Source organism: Paenibacillus sp. FSL L8-0641, assembly GCF_038006265.1.
GTDB lineage: Bacteria > Bacillota > Bacilli > Paenibacillales > Paenibacillaceae > Paenibacillus > Paenibacillus polymyxa_D.
The window spans coordinates 592,078-608,938 of the sequence record NZ_JBBOUW010000001.1; the positions used below are offsets into that span (position 1 = coordinate 592,078).

At 42.0% G+C, this 16,861-nt stretch carries 19 protein-coding genes and 2 pseudogenes; 13 read left to right on the forward strand and 8 right to left on the reverse strand.

The window, feature by feature from the left end; translation table 11 throughout:
* Nucleotides 1–17 precede the first annotated feature (17 nt).
* Nucleotides 18–536 carry a DUF3231 family protein gene (locus tag MKY16_RS02600; RefSeq protein WP_029516021.1) on the reverse strand — a complete coding sequence of 173 codons (519 nt, stop codon included), beginning with the start codon at nt 534–536 and terminating at the stop codon, nt 18–20.
* Nucleotides 537–689: 153 nt separating this feature from the next.
* Here MKY16_RS02600 and MKY16_RS02605 point away from each other — a divergent pair, with 153 nt between their 5' ends.
* From MKY16_RS02605 to MKY16_RS02620, 4 genes and pseudogenes are all read left to right on the forward strand, one after another.
* A complete protein-coding gene (locus tag MKY16_RS02605) occupies nt 690–938 on the forward strand; it encodes a WGxxGxxG family protein (RefSeq protein WP_340931250.1) in 249 nt (82 codons plus the stop codon).
* 542 nt (nt 939–1,480) lie between these two features.
* Nucleotides 1,481–1,564, forward strand: a pseudogene (locus MKY16_RS02610) (glycosyltransferase); the annotation flags it as partial.
* Between the two features lie 223 nt (nt 1,565–1,787).
* The gene (locus tag MKY16_RS02615) at nt 1,788–2,669 is read left to right on the forward strand and encodes a glycosyltransferase family 2 protein (RefSeq protein ID WP_340953989.1); all 882 of its coding nucleotides are present in this window, start codon (nt 1,788–1,790) and stop codon (nt 2,667–2,669) included.
* 147 nt (nt 2,670–2,816) lie between these two features.
* The gene (locus MKY16_RS02620; RefSeq protein WP_023986758.1) at nt 2,817–2,924 is read left to right on the forward strand and encodes a hypothetical protein; all 108 of its coding nucleotides are present in this window, start codon (nt 2,817–2,819) and stop codon (nt 2,922–2,924) included.
* Between the two features lie 204 nt (nt 2,925–3,128).
* Here MKY16_RS02620 and MKY16_RS02625 read toward each other — a convergent pair whose 3' ends face one another.
* A complete protein-coding gene (locus tag MKY16_RS02625; protein ID WP_069010792.1) occupies nt 3,129–3,770 on the reverse strand; it encodes a hypothetical protein in 642 nt (213 codons plus the stop codon).
* 279 nt (nt 3,771–4,049) lie between these two features.
* Complete coding sequence (locus MKY16_RS02630; protein WP_340953991.1) at nt 4,050–5,084, reverse strand: SPRY domain-containing protein; 1,035 nt, start codon at nt 5,082–5,084, stop codon at nt 4,050–4,052.
* Between the two features lie 227 nt (nt 5,085–5,311).
* Here MKY16_RS02630 and MKY16_RS02635 point away from each other — a divergent pair, with 227 nt between their 5' ends.
* On the forward strand, nt 5,312–6,127 hold the full coding sequence (locus MKY16_RS02635; RefSeq protein ID WP_340953993.1) for a DUF2935 domain-containing protein: 816 nt from the start codon (nt 5,312–5,314) through the stop codon (nt 6,125–6,127).
* A gap of 133 nt (nt 6,128–6,260) precedes the next feature.
* Here the strand turns inward: MKY16_RS02635 and MKY16_RS02640 are convergent, their stop codons facing one another.
* From MKY16_RS02640 to MKY16_RS02650, 3 genes are all read right to left on the reverse strand, one after another.
* Nucleotides 6,261–7,160, reverse strand: coding sequence for an alpha/beta hydrolase family protein (locus MKY16_RS02640; RefSeq protein ID WP_340953995.1), 900 nt, complete (start codon nt 7,158–7,160; stop codon nt 6,261–6,263).
* A 147-nt stretch (nt 7,161–7,307) separates the two neighbouring features.
* On the reverse strand, nt 7,308–7,673 hold the full coding sequence (locus MKY16_RS02645; RefSeq protein WP_039270324.1) for a cupin domain-containing protein: 366 nt from the start codon (nt 7,671–7,673) through the stop codon (nt 7,308–7,310).
* Between the two features lie 109 nt (nt 7,674–7,782).
* Nucleotides 7,783–8,325 (reverse strand): GNAT family N-acetyltransferase, encoded by a 543-nt coding sequence (locus MKY16_RS02650; protein ID WP_080658582.1) that lies wholly within the window; start codon nt 8,323–8,325, stop codon nt 7,783–7,785.
* A gap of 176 nt (nt 8,326–8,501) precedes the next feature.
* Here MKY16_RS02650 and MKY16_RS02655 point away from each other — a divergent pair, with 176 nt between their 5' ends.
* Together MKY16_RS02655 and MKY16_RS02660 are read left to right on the forward strand one after the other, a co-directional pair.
* Nucleotides 8,502–9,356, forward strand: a complete 855-nt coding sequence (locus MKY16_RS02655; protein WP_029516010.1) for an aminoglycoside 6-adenylyltransferase — start codon at nt 8,502–8,504, stop codon at nt 9,354–9,356.
* Nucleotides 9,340–9,932, forward strand: a pseudogene (locus tag MKY16_RS02660) (dienelactone hydrolase family protein). The gene MKY16_RS02655 and the pseudogene MKY16_RS02660 overlap by 17 nt, the downstream one beginning before the upstream one ends.
* Before the next feature lie 322 nt (nt 9,933–10,254).
* Here MKY16_RS02660 and MKY16_RS02665 read toward each other — a convergent pair.
* Nucleotides 10,255–10,944 carry an ArsR/SmtB family transcription factor gene (locus MKY16_RS02665; RefSeq protein ID WP_029516008.1) on the reverse strand — a complete coding sequence of 230 codons (690 nt, stop codon included), beginning with the start codon at nt 10,942–10,944 and terminating at the stop codon, nt 10,255–10,257.
* Between the two features lie 98 nt (nt 10,945–11,042).
* Here MKY16_RS02665 and MKY16_RS02670 point away from each other — a divergent pair, with 98 nt between their 5' ends.
* The 3 genes from MKY16_RS02670 (at nt 11,043) to MKY16_RS02680 (ending at nt 14,987) form a co-directional block, all read left to right on the forward strand.
* Complete coding sequence (locus MKY16_RS02670; protein ID WP_340953997.1) at nt 11,043–11,681, forward strand: flavin reductase family protein; 639 nt, start codon at nt 11,043–11,045, stop codon at nt 11,679–11,681.
* A gap of 151 nt (nt 11,682–11,832) precedes the next feature.
* A complete protein-coding gene (locus tag MKY16_RS02675; protein ID WP_340954000.1) occupies nt 11,833–13,128 on the forward strand; it encodes a homocysteine synthase in 1,296 nt (431 codons plus the stop codon).
* A gap of 194 nt (nt 13,129–13,322) precedes the next feature.
* Nucleotides 13,323–14,987: a CoA-disulfide reductase gene (locus MKY16_RS02680; protein ID WP_340954003.1), complete on the forward strand. Its 1,665-nt coding sequence runs from the start codon at nt 13,323–13,325 to the stop codon at nt 14,985–14,987.
* Here the strand turns inward: MKY16_RS02680 and MKY16_RS02685 are convergent.
* Complete coding sequence (locus MKY16_RS02685) at nt 14,972–15,340, reverse strand: VOC family protein (protein WP_029516003.1); 369 nt, start codon at nt 15,338–15,340, stop codon at nt 14,972–14,974. The genes MKY16_RS02680 and MKY16_RS02685 overlap by 16 nt on opposite strands.
* Before the next feature lie 164 nt (nt 15,341–15,504).
* Between MKY16_RS02685 and MKY16_RS02690 the strand changes: the two genes are divergently transcribed.
* From MKY16_RS02690 to MKY16_RS02700, 3 genes are all read left to right on the forward strand, one after another.
* Nucleotides 15,505–15,810, forward strand: a complete 306-nt coding sequence (locus tag MKY16_RS02690; protein WP_238794843.1) for a hypothetical protein — start codon at nt 15,505–15,507, stop codon at nt 15,808–15,810.
* Between the two features lie 340 nt (nt 15,811–16,150).
* Nucleotides 16,151–16,273: a hypothetical protein gene (locus MKY16_RS02695; RefSeq protein WP_274386362.1), complete on the forward strand. Its 123-nt coding sequence runs from the start codon at nt 16,151–16,153 to the stop codon at nt 16,271–16,273.
* A 98-nt stretch (nt 16,274–16,371) separates the two neighbouring features.
* A complete protein-coding gene (locus tag MKY16_RS02700) occupies nt 16,372–16,680 on the forward strand; it encodes a hypothetical protein (protein WP_029516002.1) in 309 nt (102 codons plus the stop codon).
* Nucleotides 16,681–16,861: the final 181 nt, after the last annotated feature.

Genomic DNA, 16,861 nt, shown 5'->3' on the forward strand with positions numbered 1-16,861 from the left:
GGAATCGTACTGGAAATTTAGGCTTTAACTGGTTCAGGTCTTTTTAATTGAAGAGGGGGAGGTATTAGCCAACCCTTTTCTTTGTTCATTTTTAGAATACGGACTCCCAAAGCAGTCTTAGTTAGATGATATTTCGCAAATAAAGCCCCGATGTCTTCTCTAATGGATTGACCCATAGCTTGGCTGCAAGATGTCAATCCTACAGAGGTATCTAATGCGATTTTAGCTGCGATTTCGGGATCAGTAAACCTTGCACCAACCGGGATATCCTCAAGTTTCACAGGGGGTCTTTCAGGCAAAATAGGAGCTGGGGCAATCCCATTATCAGTAAGCATTGCGTCGCATTCTTGGATTTCCAGTTTAGCTTGATCAATAAGATCATCCAGTATTTTTTTGAGTTCTTTGTCTCCTGCGTGGTTTAAACATGCTTGGTAAAATGAAACGCTGCCTTTCGCTAACGCTGAAAACTGCCATACACTATAAACTTCTCCGTAATGCATGGGCTCGTCTTTTGGATTCCCGCTTAGGATACCCATTATAAAAACCACTCCTTTTTAATTTTAATGATGTACGAATTTATGATTCCCAGTAGTGAAGATTTAATGTGTGTATAAGAAATAAGTTCAATTGGCATGCTAAATACATTAAAAAATTGATTGCAAACACAAATTTAAAGGAGTGGTTTAGGTATGTTGAAAAAAATGAAGATAATGGCTGTTGTTGCATTAATGATTTCAAGCTTTGGAGCGGCAGTAGCATTTGCTGAAAACAGTCAAAACAATATGGCCACAAACGACAATGGTAGAACACAAATGCTAACTACTACTAATAATAATGATAACGATAATAATAATAATTGGGGGTGGCTTGGCCTGTTGGGATTAATTGGCTTGGCAGGTTTAAAACGTCGCGAGCCTGAAAACCACAGTAAAAGATAATCGTAAACAACAACTCAAAAACAACTAAACAATCCCCGCTAACCATACTTGGTCAGCGGGGATTGTTTACTTTTAGATTCAACACACCGATCACCGAATAGCTATTAAGATTAACTAATCTTATTTTTCCGTGATCAATGTGAATTTAGAGTAAATGAAAGGACTCTGCTAATATATTGCCATAAGAGTCTTTATTTGATTACTCACTTACTTAAAGCGTCAGGGTATCTTTACTGTTTTATGGAGTAGTGGGTAATGCAGTTTCCTTCTCTTCATTATTTTTTTGAAGATCAATTACTAAGTATAGTACAAAAACAGGTATGGCAATCGAAGCTCCTTTTAATATATCCTCTATTGATTGTGATCTAACTGTAATAAATATTAGATACGACAAAGCAAGCGTGCCAAAAGTAATAAAGGAAGTGACGACATTTTTAAAATTTAAGAATTCTAATAACCATCGTACCAGTACTTTGAAAGGATATAATATAAGAATTAGTGCAAACAAGCCCATGAATACTTCTATCATATATTCCATTCCAACCGACAAAAACGAGATCCATATGATTCATTTAGCGGACATTCTGACAGAAGGCATTGTCAAACCGTTTCCTGAAAAATTTTAAGTGAGCGCTATAGACGCTGCAAAGCAGATTAGCTTTCTATAAATACCCCAAAGGGTGGCTATGGAAAGCTTTTTTTACCGAGAAGCCGCCTCAAAATATATTTCAATACATATACTTGGAGCATGAACATTCGAAGAAATAGTTTTCGAGAAAAATAGGGAAGTTGGCTTTTATGCAAAATAATATTTTCTAATTTTAAAATGTAGAATGGAGGGAACTTCTTGTGCCACGAGCTTCAATTATACTTCCAGTTTATAACACTGTGTCCTTTGTTTGGGAAGCAATCCACAGTATATTAGCTCAAACCTATTCCGATTTTGAATTGATTATTATTGATGATGGCTCAACAGATGGATCCGCTTTTGTTATTTCACAAATAACAGATCCTAGAGTGGTTAAAATATTCCATAGTACCAATCAAGGTTTGGTTGCTACTTTAAACGAGGGATTCAATAGGGCAACTGGTGAATATATCGTTCGTATGGATAGCGATGATATTTCTACGCCAGATCGATTGGATGTGCAAATATCATTCATGGATCAAAATCCCCTAATTGATGTATGTGGTGCTGCTTTTACTACTTCTAGTGGAGGGGCACTTAAGGTGAATCCGGCTAGTCATGAAGAAATTAGAACATGGTTGTTATTTCATTGCTGTATCTGCCATCCTGCTACAATAATACGCAATAGCATGATACATCGGCTAAACATTCAATATGATAGTAGTTATCCTCATGCCGAAGACTACGAACTGTGGAACCGATTAGCCTCTCAGGTACAAATAGCAAACCTCCCCATAAGCTTATTGTATTATCGTCAACATAAAGGACAAGTGTCCATTCAGCACAGAGCCATACAAGACGACACCGCTCGGAGAATTCGACAAAGGCAGTTTAGCCAGTTGGGCTTGAAATTATCAGATGAAGAGAATCAGATGATGCTGAATATTCTTGAGTTTAAAATTAATCCCTATGATTATAATTGCTACACTAAAGCTGTAGGATTTGCAAATTGGGTGCTGGATCAAAACCGTAAGTATCAGATTTACAATCAGGAACTATTAAGCATGGCTTTTTCGCGGTGTATATCTCATCTTCCATATTAACAAAGATATCAGCACGCAATCGGAAAGTATCCTAATATTCCGCTGGCATGCGTAAGTGGAGTGTTTTTTATGTTTACCTGAATGCCCGGTCATAAAACATATTTACACATATATTAAGATGACGACAAATAAAGGAGGGCTAAAGCTATGAGCGGATGTGCAGGTGCAGCTGTTTGCGGTGTGTGGACTTCTACAGCAGCTATTTTGGTGCTCTATATCCTCTTGGTTATCATCCTTAAATCATGTTGGGTTTAATTTTGCGAAAAGAATTGTATGATAATGACCCATCAATCAAGTTGAACGACCTTCTTTCATTCTGTCCGAAATTAGATTAGATAAAAAGCACTGCTAACCTTATGGGTCGGCAGTGCTTTTTGCATTTGAACAATTTTCTAATCACTTTATCTAGCCGGATAGAGTCCCTCTCGTGTGATTTAGTTGAATACTCATGATTAAAATTTATTGATTTTCTTTCGTGAGAAAAGAAGCTGCTAACAATGTAGTATTCGTATAGCCACCTGAAATATTTTCATATGAAAAATTAGCGATAGGAACTCCAATAACTGTAGCAACGTCTCCTTCAAAAATTTCCCCACTTGCTCCCGGATAAACTGCCATTACTGTATTATCATTTTCATCACTAATATAAACGATAGCCGTTGTTCCTATAGGAATGTTATCTTCTTCTATATCTATTACATCGCCGCTTATTTTTACAAATTTGTTTAAGTATAAGTTCAAATTTTTATTTAAGTGTTTTGTTGTTACGGATTTGTCTACTAGATTAATGACTTTGCTTTTATCTGTGGAAGGAAATAAGTCACTGTTTTTAGCAATGAAGTCATAAGACGTTTGTTCCATAGAAGCTTGATCTTCTGTTAACATGGGGGTTCCATCTTTCATGAATTCAGCAAATAAATATTGTTTATCTGTGACCTGATTTGTAGAAGCTTGCTGAGCAGTATTTTCATTGCTTGCTGTTTGTTCAGTAGCAAAGGATGTACTTGAAGACCCAGACCTTGTCGTTGCTTCTTTGAAATTGCTTCCACAAGCTGTTAGAGCTACAGAAAGTAGAGCAATGAATAGAGCTTTTTTTAACATAACGAATTCTCCTGTGAGTATCCTCATCGGTTGAGGTAGTTGCTCATTTTATCTTGTTACCTTTATTATCGAATATTAGGGTTGAATAAATAAGCAAAGCACAGCTTCCAGGCTTTTTGGAAGCCGTGCTTTTTTTGTTTAAAAAACGATTTGCAAACTTTTAGTCTAGAAAAAATGTATCGTCCAGTTATAGCAATGTAGGCGTGATTTCGAGATTAGGGTAACGGTGAAAAAAGGACTTCATTGGCATGTTAGCCGATATGAAGTCCTTCATCATGTTTATTTCGTTGAATATTCGCTTACTTCAAATGTGAGAATTTTATTGAAGATTACGTAGTCTTTGCGATTACTGAATGGACCTTTGTTGTTATTATGTTTGTCAATGGCAAAGAAAGAAGCACCTCTACCAGCATCTTTAGCGTCATACCATGCGATGAAGGCATTGAGTTCTTTTTTACTCAAATCGAATTCTTTATCAAATCCATTGTCCATCGTTACAGTCAGAATGGCGCGGTCACCAGTTGGTTGGGAGGCCCCATCTGTATCCGACGGATCGGGCTTAGTGGACGGATCCGGTGTAGTAGACGGATCGGGCTTAGTGGACGGATCCGGTGTAGTAGACGGATCGGGCTTAGTGGATGGATCCGGTGTAGTAGACGGATCGGGCTTAGTGGATGGATCCGGTGTAGTAGACGGGTCAGGCTTTGTAGATGGATCAGGCGTTGTAGATGTACCCGAATCTTGATAAGGTAAAAAACCTTCAGGAATAGGATATTTAAACTCACTAGCTCCGAAATTAGCCTCAAAAGCTATTTTCTGACCAGTTCCACTTAAAACCACAGGGAAAATCTGTGACCCCTCTAGTTCAGATGGTTTAATGGAATTAGCTCCGCGTGAAACCCCATTAGCGTACCAAACTATTTTATCGTTATCTAAGTCCAATGCAATGCCGATAACGTAATCAACTCCAAAACCATAATTGTAGGCTAGCTTTACTGGTGATTTGATGTTATTCCAAATTTCACCACTAGCCCCATAAAATGCTTGATATTGTTTGTCCGATTCACCTGTTATTCCTACGAATGAAGCAACATTGTTGACCTTCACTTCCCAATACCATTTCCCATTTGTTTTCCCCACTGTCGCTCTGTCGCTTGTTGAAATCCCATCAAGAGTAGTTACTACAGACCCGTTTTTCCAAGTCACATTTGTAGTCTCAGCTTTTGTAACGGTAGGGAACAATGAGAACACCGAAGCTCCAATGAGAAGGGCTAACACTATTGTTCCTAGTTTTTTGAATATAATATTGTTCATGACTTCCTCCTAAATATATGTAATAACAAGTGAATTATAGAACTGGATTGGGAGAATTGTCCAAACATTAAATGATATATATTCAAATATGAGTATTATTATGGAATTTAATTTGCTAACTTCAGAATTAGACTAATATGAGGCGTGGGATTCGATAATCATAATAACCTGGCATATCCCATATGACTAAGTAAGTGCTTTTTTGCTCACATAGAGGAGGGATATGATTGGATGCATTCGTTTCGCGCTCATTAGATGAAATACGATTTTGGTCGAGGATTATGAAGGAGCATTCCTTTTTTCTGGGGTTAGGTTTTAGAGCGGAAGATACTCAACTTAAAACAGAAGCCAATCAGTTTTACGCTATTTTCGAGGATATCGAGAAAAGGTCGCATGAATTTAATAACAAGACAGATCCTTATACAATCAAAGAGTTTAATACGGAAGTTCAGAATGCGGCGACGAATATTTGGGCATTTAAGAGGATGGTATTGGGCCTTATATTACAATGCAAGCTTCCTGGACAAACCAATTTTCCTTTACTGGTAGATCACGTAAGTCGGGAAGCAAATTATTTCAGAAACCGTTTAGGAGAACTGAATTCAGGAACACTTGAACCCTTACCTGATGCTATTATTGACGAAAATGTATTTTTCTTAAAAATCATGGCCGATCACGCAAAATTTATAGGCCATTTGCTTGATCCATCCGAACGTAAACTGGTTGAACAAGCTAGGGAGTTTAGTAATGATTTTGATATGCTAATGTTTCAAGCGATTGACCTAAGTCATATGCGGCCACAGTCACAAACCGTTCCACTCCTGAGTCAATTTGTTGATGAGAACCGTGTCTCTGTGAAGTCCTTGCGTGATTTTAAGAAAACAGCGCGTGATTTAATCGACGAGTGCCGAATAAAAAGCATTATCCATCCTTTATTAGCCGATCATGTATTTCGTGAAGCTGAGAGGTTCCTTTTTATTCTCGATATGTTTGATCAATCCTTATCAGGTGTTAAGGTGAATAAGAGAGAAATCATGCACTGAGAGAGTCCTGCAAAATGATACAGTTTCTGTAAAATGTCCAGTGGAAATAAAGCTTTAGACTGAACAAAAATCAAACAGCGGCAGACTAAGACTTGAAAAATAAAGTTTTTAGACAGCCGCTGTTGTCATCCAACTAACGTGTATGAGTACATAGAAAATCCAATATATCAGCATTAAGTCCCCTATGGAAATGTTCGCGATCAAAGCCGGAAGGGTCTTGCGATGGGAGAAAGGCTGGAGTCCTCATCGATTTCGGGAAAGGACTCAGAAAGGAGAAATGTCCGGCGTTTTTTACTGTTTTGTATTGTACCTTCTTAGGGTCCAGCACGCCATCCAATATTATACGCGCGTGTAAAGAAGGAGTGTACTGATCCTTCTCTGCATCCATCATTAAGATAGGTAGATTAACCGTACGCAAGCTATCTTCAGCTCGAAACCAGACCGACGCTGGCGCTAGTAAAACGAGGCATTTTACTCGGTAATCTGGTGTAACCTCTATAAGCTGGGGCTTTCCGTCCGAGGTCTCGTGAGGAAAAGAAGTCGGCACGCCACCTGCCGCTGCTAATACCGTATAACCACCCATGGAATGTCCAATGAGCGACACAGCATTCTGTATCAAATTGTCCTTGAAAAGCATACTATCGAAAAACCAATCGGTGGCCATATTAAGATGTCTAGGTCTATAGATAAGATTCTGGGCAGTCCCTTCCAGACTATTATCATTTCGATTGTTAAATGGATGCTCTGGAATGCCGACAATAAAACCATTACGTGCTAAATACTGCGCCAAAATCCGATACACAAGCGGTGTACTGCCAGTACCGTGAGAGATGATAACCAAAGGGAACCTTCCTTCCGATGGCCCTGCCTCTCTCGCCAACTCTAACTGGTATGGACCCAATCGCTCTATTTGTTCGGGTTCGTCCGTTGGATACATTACCATCATGGGAAATGTAATGCCTAGAGAGGAATCCTTTATTTCTACTTCTCGCCATCCTGCATAACTATTCTTAAATTCTGCGTTTCTTATCATCCACTATACTCTTCCTTTCTCGAAATTTTTGTTTAACTATCCCCCCTGCCCGTTGCTTAGTGCAATAATAGACAGCTACGGAGTGCATACGCCCCATCTCCGATCAGCTTCAATTTTTCTTGTTCACTTCTAATTATTTCTATATATTCAAATCCAAGTATCATTGGCTGCCGTTAATTCTGACTCTGCTCCTCCAGTATTTACCACTCCCCTCGGCTCTACTAGCATGATATGGCACTCCTCATGGGCGAAAGGTTTATGTTCGACCCCCTTAGGTACAATAAACATCTCTCCCTGAGAAACTTGTACCCGTCCATCTCTAAAATCAATGAACATCTCACCTTCAAGTACAATAAAGACCTCGTCGGTATCCTGATGATCATGCCATACAAAATCCCCAACTATTTTCACCAATTTAAATTGATAGTCATTCATTTCACCAATAACTTTCGGAGACCAATGATCACTAAACTTAGATAACTTTTCATTCAGTTTGATGGATTGATACTTCATAATAACCTCCTTGGAATTTCCCGAAATTCAATTACAATAATAAGAATATTGAAATTTGGTACTTTTATCTACCACCTACAATGGTTAAATGATTGTTCACTCTGAAAAACTAGATATCCTCAGATGGATTTATAATCGCCAAAACCTGGTGATCCTCCCATTTTCCGTTGATCTTTACGTTGCTTCGAGAGATGCCTTCTTTGTGAAAGCCAGCCTTCTCAAGCACACGTATGGATCCTGGATTCTGGGGAGAGGCTTCCCCGAAGATCCGGTGAAACTTTAGCTCATCGAAGGCATAGTGAACCACTTGCTTCACCGCCTCCGTCGTATAACCCTTTCCGTTATATGCTTGGTCTAGACTGTATCCGATCATACAGCTCTGAAGCGGTCCTCTCACCACAAAAGATAGGCTTATGCTGCCTATAATCCGGTCGTCCTCCTTGTGGCATACCACGAAGGAATATTTCCGGTCTTCCATCATGTCGGCCTTGCTTTTAATAATCGTCTGGAGCTGGTGCTCCTCCGTATAGTACTTCTCTTGGTTGTTTGGCGAAAACTTCTCAAAGAATTCTCGATTGCGCTTGTACATTGCTGCCAACTCTGCGGCGTCCGTCTCCTCAGAGAACCGGATGTATACTCGCTGCTCCGACATCTGCACCATCCTTCCAAACTGTAATATTGAAAGAATTATATCACAGGATGAAGATTGGGAAATTGATTTGATGAATGGTGTATATCAGGCAGCATTCCTTTGAATGTTAACTAAAAATATATACCGTAATTATTGGATTGGATATAATGTTTTCTAAAAAAGGAGGATATATTGTAATGAATAATGCTTACGAAGTGCTTGAGGAGCGTATATCCGAATGGGGAATCTCTAATGAGGAAATTATTGCGGTTTATATCGTTGGGTCCCGGGCAAGAGAGGACAAGCCTTTTGATGAGTTTTCTGACTTGGATGTAGTCGTCTTTTCAACGAATCCAGATTACTATCTTCAAAATGATCAATGGTTACTAAACATCGGCAAAGTTTGGACCAGCTTTATGTTTCGAACGGCAAAAGGGGATCCGGAAAAACTCGTTCTCTTTGACCAAGGGGCTGAGGTTGATTTTCTATTCCGTCATATTTCTGATCTGGATCATATAATCAAAAATGGACGTATTCCTGAAGGATTTCAGCGGGGGGTCAGGATGCTGCTCGATAAGACGGGGAATGGAAATCAAATCATTTCTCAAACCACAACGATCCCGGATACTCCTCTAATATCTGAAGGTGCTTATCTACAGGTTGTTAACATGTATTGCTTCGCCTCTCTATATGTGGCTAAACAAATTTTGCGTAATGATCTGTGGGTAGCTAAGCAAAGAGATATGGACTGTAAACAATTATTGCTGCAAATGATAGAGTGGCATGCAAAAGCTGTACATGGATCGGAATATGATACTTGGCATGCAGGGAAATTCATGAATGAATGGGCTGATCAAGATGTTGTTACTGATTTGAAGAAATCTTTTGGGAAATACGATCCCAATCATAGTTGGGAAGCATTGGTCGTATCCTTAAAGTTGTTCAAACGATTATCCTCGGAAGTGGCAGCTAAGTATAAATACGCGTATCCGGATGAATTATTTTCCCATATTCAAAACTGGTTAGGGGGACAATATGATAAGCATAGATAAAAAGTCGAGCACCCTAATTGTTGTACTGCATGAGATTTATGGGATTAACAAGCATATACAAAATTTTTGTAGCCTATTATCAGATCAGGGTTATGATGTCATTTGTCCAAATTTACTAGGCAAAGAAACGCCTTATGACTATTCGCAAGAGGAAAGTGCCTATACCAATTTTATAGAAAATATAGGATTTGAACGCTCTTTCTATCATATCGAAAGTTTATTATTAAGTATTCGAGCTCGCTATAAAAAGGTATTTATCGTCGGCTTTAGCATAGGGGCAACGGTTGCCTGGCTGTGTAGTAAAGAAAAGTATGTTGATGGAATTGTAGGATACTATGGCTCTCGTATTAGGAATTATTTAGAAATAACTCCACATTGTCCAACACTGCTTTTTTTCCACAGGAAGAACCATCATTTAATGTGGATGAGCTCATTTCAATTTTAGATAACCGTAATATCCGGGTACATAAATTCAGCGGACAGCACGGATTCAGTGATCCGTACTCTCCCCGATATAACGTACATTCGGCTCAGCAATCATTTAACGAAACGGTAGAGTTCTTCAAGAGAGGTTGATCAATGAACAGCTTCATCCAGCCCACACCTGTTTCATTACTCTGGGGAAACGCACAGTCTTGATATGCGGATTAGTCATATGTATACACATCATTGACTATGAAAAGGAGACGTATGTGGCTGTGGCTACCTTTTTTTCATAATACCATTCAACCTTCTCCGGCAGATGGGGCAAAAGCGGCGGATCAGAGCGGGAAAGCTTCTTAATTTATCCTGCTTACTACGACAGGAGTTAACTTTCAGGACTCCGCCATTGCTATTGCCCAATTCAAACAGTCTGCTTGATTTGAGGTAATGCGAAAAATAAAAGGGCTCTGATGATCTAGTCGACCTCTATCGAAAATATCTCTTTAAAACCTCTTTTACCCTCGGCTGTAATACGTATCGCTCGGGTTGTAGGCAGACGCTCGATCCAATGTAATTCGAATAATCTGTCCAGAATAGCACTTCCTAAAGCACCGGCAAGGTGATGGCGTCGTTCACTCCAATCCAGGCATTTATGTGAGAAGGAGCGGCGCTTTTGTCTTGTTTTTGTAAGGTCAATCTGAAAGTCAGTGAAGAAAGTCTCTCCTTGGTCCGTAATATGAAGCCCGTCCTGATCCTCGGAAAGAATCCCCTTTTGCATGAAAAAATTCATGAGCTGTACGCCTAATTGACCCGCAACATGATCGTAGCAAGTTCTTGCCAACCGTATGGCCTCGTTTTCGGAGGCTTGTTTGAATGACTTGATTGGAACAGGTGGAGCTATGGATAAAAATGACTCCATCACCCGGGCAACTTCGGGGTCTTGAATGCCATAGTAACGGTGACGCCCTTGTTTTTCCACAGTAACGACGTGTGCCTCGGTCATTTTAGCCAGATGGAAGCTGGCCGTTTGCGGTTTGATGCCTGCCATATGGGCCAATTCACTTGCCGTGTGGAACCTGCCGTCTAATAAAGCGGTGAGTATAGCTGCACGGGAAGGCTCGCTAACAAGAGAAGCAATCATGGCTACATTTGACTTGGTGCTCATGGCACGGTTATCCCCCTTTGTAATCCATACTTCGATGAAGGTTGAAATATTTATATTTTACAATAGGGAGGTAGATCTGAATAGAAGGAGAAGAGATAATGAACCCAACAAATCAGATGAATGAGATGAATCATACCCCAGACGTTAAAACGATTAACCCTAGCATTTTATATTACGGAACCCCTGTGATTTTACTCAATACGCTGAATGAGGATGGAACAACCAATATTAGCCCCATTTCCTCCTCGTGGGCATTAGGAGATTGTGTGGTACTAGGTATTGGAATTGGTGGCAAAGCATTTGAAAATATGAAGCAGCATCCCGAATGTGTAATCAACGTCCCGGGGCCTTCGATGTGGGAGAATGTAGAACGTTTGGCTCCTTATACAGGCAAGAATCCTGTTCCAGCGAAAAAGAAGGAACATGGATTTATACACCATAAAGATAAGTATGAGATCAGCGGACTCACTTCGATTGAGGCGAATAGGGTCAAGCCCGCCCGAATTAGGGAGTGTCCTATTCAAATTGAAGCCAAGGTGAAAGAGGTCCGGATTCCTGATCATTCTCCTTATTTTGCGATCGTCGAAACTCAAGCCATACAGGTGCATGTTCATCAGGATATTATCCTCGGTGAGAACCGTATTGATCCGACAAAGTGGAGCCCACTCATCTATAATTTCCGTCATTATTTTGGTTTGGGTGAGCATTTGGGCAAAACTTTCCGATCTGAAACCTGATATTTAATAAAATTATAATATCCTACCCGAATAATGAGAATTATCTTCCCAAATTGTTCTTTTTGTGCGAGAATGATTGAAAAATCATCCATGAGTACGCATACAGGAAGAAACGATTCATACAGCACGTATAACAAGGGAGGAAATAACCATGTCAGAAGAACGCAAGCTGTCATTCGAAACTCTCGCTGTCCATGCCGGACAAGAGATTGATCCTACTACCTTTTCCCGCGCCGTTCCGTTGTACCAGACCACTTCATATGGATTTCGGGATGCCGAGCATGCGGCTGATTTGTTCTCGCTGAAAGAATTCGGCAACATTTATACGCGTCTGATGAATCCGACCACGGATGTGTTCGAGCAACGGATCGCCGCACTGGAAGGCGGGGCTGGCGCGTTGGCCACAGCTTCGGGAATGGCGGCGATTTCCTTCTCCATTCTGAACATTGCGGGAGCTGGAGATGAAATTGTATCAGCCTCCAGCCTGTATGGCGGTACATATAATCTGTTTTCTACCACACTGCCCAAATTGGGTATTAAGGTGCATTTTGTCGATTCGGATGAACCAGAGAAGTTTCGCCATGCCATTACGGATAAAACGAAGGCCATCTTTGCCGAAACGATTGGCAATCCACAGGGCAATGTGCTAGATGTGGAAGCAGTGGCGGCGATTGCGCACGAATATGGTATTCCGCTGATTGTGGATAACACATTCCCAAGCCCCTACTTGTTGCGTCCTATCGAATACGGAGCGGACATTGTTGTGCATTCGGCAACAAAGTTTATTGGCGGACACGGTACGTCTATTGGTGGGGTGATCGTGGACAGCGGCAAGTTTGACTGGAAAGCGAGTGGTCGTTTCCCGGGGCTGACTGAGCCGGACCCGAGCTACCACGGAGTTGTTTACACCGAGGCGGTGGGACCTATCGCATATATTATCAAGGCACGGGTGCAATTGCTACGGGACTTGGGAGCAGCCATTTCTCCGTTCAATTCATGGCTGCTGCTTCAAGGCTTGGAGACACTTCATCTGCGGCTGGAAAGACATAGTCAAAATGCCTTGAAGGTAGCGCAATATCTCGAAGGTCACAAGGATGTGGAGTGGGTCAGCTACACCGGGTTGCCGAGCCATCCGTCCTACGCATTAGCTCAAAAGTATTTGCCGAAAGGACAAGGAGCAATCCTGACCTTTGGTATTAAGGGTGGAAGCCAGGCGGGAAGCAAGCTAATTGCGAATGTAAAGCTATTTTCTCATTTGGCGAATGTAGGTGATTCCAAGTCTTTGATTATTCATCCGGCAAGCACAACGCACCAGCAGTTGAATGAGGAAGAACAGGTTGCTGCCGGAGTCAAACCGGAGCTGTTACGCCTATCTGTCGGGACAGAAGCAATAGACGATATATTGTACGATCTGGAGCAGGCGATCGCGGCCAGTCAGCAGCAGTAGTATCAGTAGTCGAACACTTCTTAGACCAAGCGTGACAGAGCATTCGTGTAGCATCGCAAGTGATTTTTCGACCCAGATCGGTATTCGTTCAGGGTTGATCAGGCGGGGGGCAACCTCCGTCTTTTTTTGCGTGTTGACAACATACCCCCATAGGTATATATTATACCCCATAGGGTATATAAGGAGGGGAAGAAGTGGGTAGAAAAATAGTTATTATTGGCGGGGTAGCAGGTGGAGCTTCTGCTGCTGCGAGGTTGCGTAGATGGAATGAGGAAGACGAGATTACTCTGTTTGAACGCGGAGAGCATGTTTCTTTTGCGAACTGTGGCCTTCCCTACTATATTGGCGGGGCAATCCCTGCGCGGGAGAAGCTGTTTCTCCAGACACCTCAAGGGATAAGAGACCGTTTTAATATAGATGTGCGGGTACTGAAAGAAGTGATACAAATAGACCGCGAGCAGAAGCTCGTCCATTTCCGCGATATGGTTACAGGGGAAACAGATGAGCAGCCATACGATATTGTGGTATTGTCGCCGGGAGCCAAACCGATGATACCGGACATTCCCGGATTACATGAAGCTGTGAATCTATTTACATTAAGAAATATTCATGACACGGACGTCATTAAAGCATATGTAGATGAAAGACATCCCCAGCATGTCACAGTGATCGGGGCCGGATTTATTGGGCTGGAGATGGCCGAGAATTTGCGGGAGCGTGGACTTGCAGTAACTATTATTGATAGGGGACAACAATTATTGAATCCGCTGGACCCTGAAATGGCCAAATGGGTAGAACAGCATATGAGACTGAACGGGGTGGAGGTGCGTTTAGAGGAAGGAGTCACGGCTTTTGAAGAGCAGGGTGCACAACTTCGTTTGACCTCCGGGGGTGTGCTTCAGACGGACATGGTTATTCTGGCGATCGGTGTTGTTCCTGAAAATGAGTTGGCCAAGCAAAGCGGATTGGAACTTGGTTTTCGCGGCGCCATCCAGGTCAACGCCCAACTGCAAACCAGCGATCCGGCCATTTATGCGGTGGGGGATGCCATCCAGGTCAAGGACCGCAATCATGGGTTTGCAACGATGGTATCGCTAGCTTGGGGAGCCAATCGTCAGGGGCGCTTGGCAGCAGATCATATTAACGGTCAGACAATTTCTTATGATGGGGCGCTCGGAACATCCGTCATTAAGACCTTTGCATTGACTTCAGCATCTACAGGTAATAATGAAAAAACATTACAGCGGCTGGGTGTTCCTTATCAAGCTGTTCATATTCATCCCGGTTCGCATGCTGGTTATTATCCTGGCGCATCACCCATCGCTATGAAGCTGCTCTTTAATCCTGAGAATGGGATGATCTATGGGGCGCAGGCTGTTGGAGCTGATGGAGCAGACAAAAGAATTGATGTCATTGCGACGGCTATTCGTGGTCATTTGAACGTCCGAGAACTGGCTGATATTGAACTTGCTTACGCACCTCCCTATTCTTCAGCAAAAGACCCTGTGAATATGGCGGGCTACGTGGCTTCGAATATCATGGATGGGCTGGTCCAAACGATACAGTGGCATGAAGTTGATGATTTTCACCGAAAGGGTGGTCTTATTATTGATGTTAGGGATGCAGTGGAGCTACAGGCAGGAGCCATTCCAGGTTCGATTCATATTCCTCTGGCCGAGATTAGAGAGCGGATGGCGGAAATCCCTAGTGATCTGGAGATCGCGGTATCCTGCCAAGTTGGTCTGCGAGGCTATATTGCGGCCCGAATTTTGACCCAATACGGTTATCGGGTGAGGAACGTTGATGGTGGCTATAAGACGTATTCGGTTATGGCTGAACGTGATCATCTCTTAAAATAGTTCATCACCCATCCAATCTGGTTAAGGTGATCCGTTACTTCGCCGTGCAGCGCACCAAAGAAAGTATCTTGTAGTTCCACGGTAACGGTACCTTTTTCTGCTAGTGCGTGGTAAGCCTGCTTAAGCTCGTCCTCACTTTCACAGTCGAGAATGATTTGTACATGCTGTGCTTTCAGCGGCTTACCGTAGGAATCCGAAAAATGGATATGACTGCTACCCAGGTGAAGTTCAGCGTGCAAGAGTCTGCCTTCCTGCTTGTTTAGCACTTTGATTTTTCCGCCTAAAACCGATTGGTAATAGTCAATTGACTGCTGCACGTCGTTTACAATGACAAAAGGGCTTGCACTTCTCATGGAATCATTTTCTTTCCTGTCTTTAATGTAGGATTGCTACTGTACATTATTTACGTTATTCGCAGAGTTTACCCCTTTTCTGATCAAATTATGGCTTGGTTCACTGTGTGACGTCTGTTACAATAGAAGAGGCATATACGAATGGATAGAAAAGAGGTTGAACAGTGGGCACTTCAGTGATTTGGGAAGCAGTTATATATTGGGTAATCTTGGTGATTTCCGCTCTGTGCGTGATCGCAGTATCTGGTAGTCGGAAGACGGCAAGCACGATTATTTTGGCGCCCGTTGTTTTATTCTGTACCATATTTATGATGCAGGGCTCGGTGTTTACTGCCATGCAGCACCCGACGATGGGGTCTAATGTGGGTTTGGGTATGGCATTTCTGACAACATGGGTAGTCAGCGGAATATTGTTTGCTGTTGCGCTTGTAATTGCTTTTATTAAATATAGCAAGAAGAACAAGGCGTAATTTAGCCCTAACCTCATATGAATAAAGGCTTTCGGTGATGTGCCGAAAGCCCTTTTTGTATTCCTTTTTAACCATGCAGGATGTCGCCGCTTATCTGCGTCTTCTCATAAGCAACACAACGATCAGCACGACGATGATCACGATCAATAGGAATTTCATATTCGATAACCTCCTTGGTCTGTCTCATATTTGGTATTAACCATTTTTAGTTAGTATGCACCGATGGATCTCAAGCAAGTATCTATTGTCGAGTTCTTGGGGAAATTTAGAATGTGGGATCAAAAAGAGGTTTACAGGCTTAGCTGGAAAGTGTATACATAAAGTAAGGGAGGCGATTGCCATGAGTGATCGTGCATTTCATTTGTTCTATATTATTTTCTTAACGGTTCTGGCACTTGGAAGTGTTGGTGGAGTCGCTTGGTGGCTGCGCTCTGTCGGTCGTCAAGAGAAGGAAAAAAGCTGAATTCAACATGGGAATACAAGCCCAGTGCATCTTCCAGTAGGAGGGTGCATTTTTATGTGTTATAATGGGAACATATGTTCTTTGTAGGAGGGAAGACGATGTTGCCAGATTTGGAACGAAAGCTGCTACGTATTTTGTATAATTATTTCGCCCAGCATCGCCACATGCCTACAATGGCGGAATTGACCGTAAAAACGGGCAAGCGAGACGCTGAAATTACAGTCGCCTTGCGACATATGGAACAGGAGCGCTACATCACTTGGGAAAACAATTCGGGTACCCAACATGTTGTTTTACTGGAAGGATGGGAGCGTCCCTCGACCCAAAGGCGCACTCAAGCCGAAACAAGACGTTCCACTACGCAAACGATGCCGACCGATGGTACAGAATATTGGACGAATTATTAGAAGGTATATAAAACTGGAGAATTAATGAGTTTTTAAGGTGCATATCATTTAGTTTTAAGAAAGCGAGACTATAATGACCCTATTAACCCCTTTTTGATCAAGCTATAGGCCCTGTCGATGTATCGACGGGGTCATTTTTTTGTTCATGATACGGTTTCCGTAAAATGAAAAATCCCCCGGG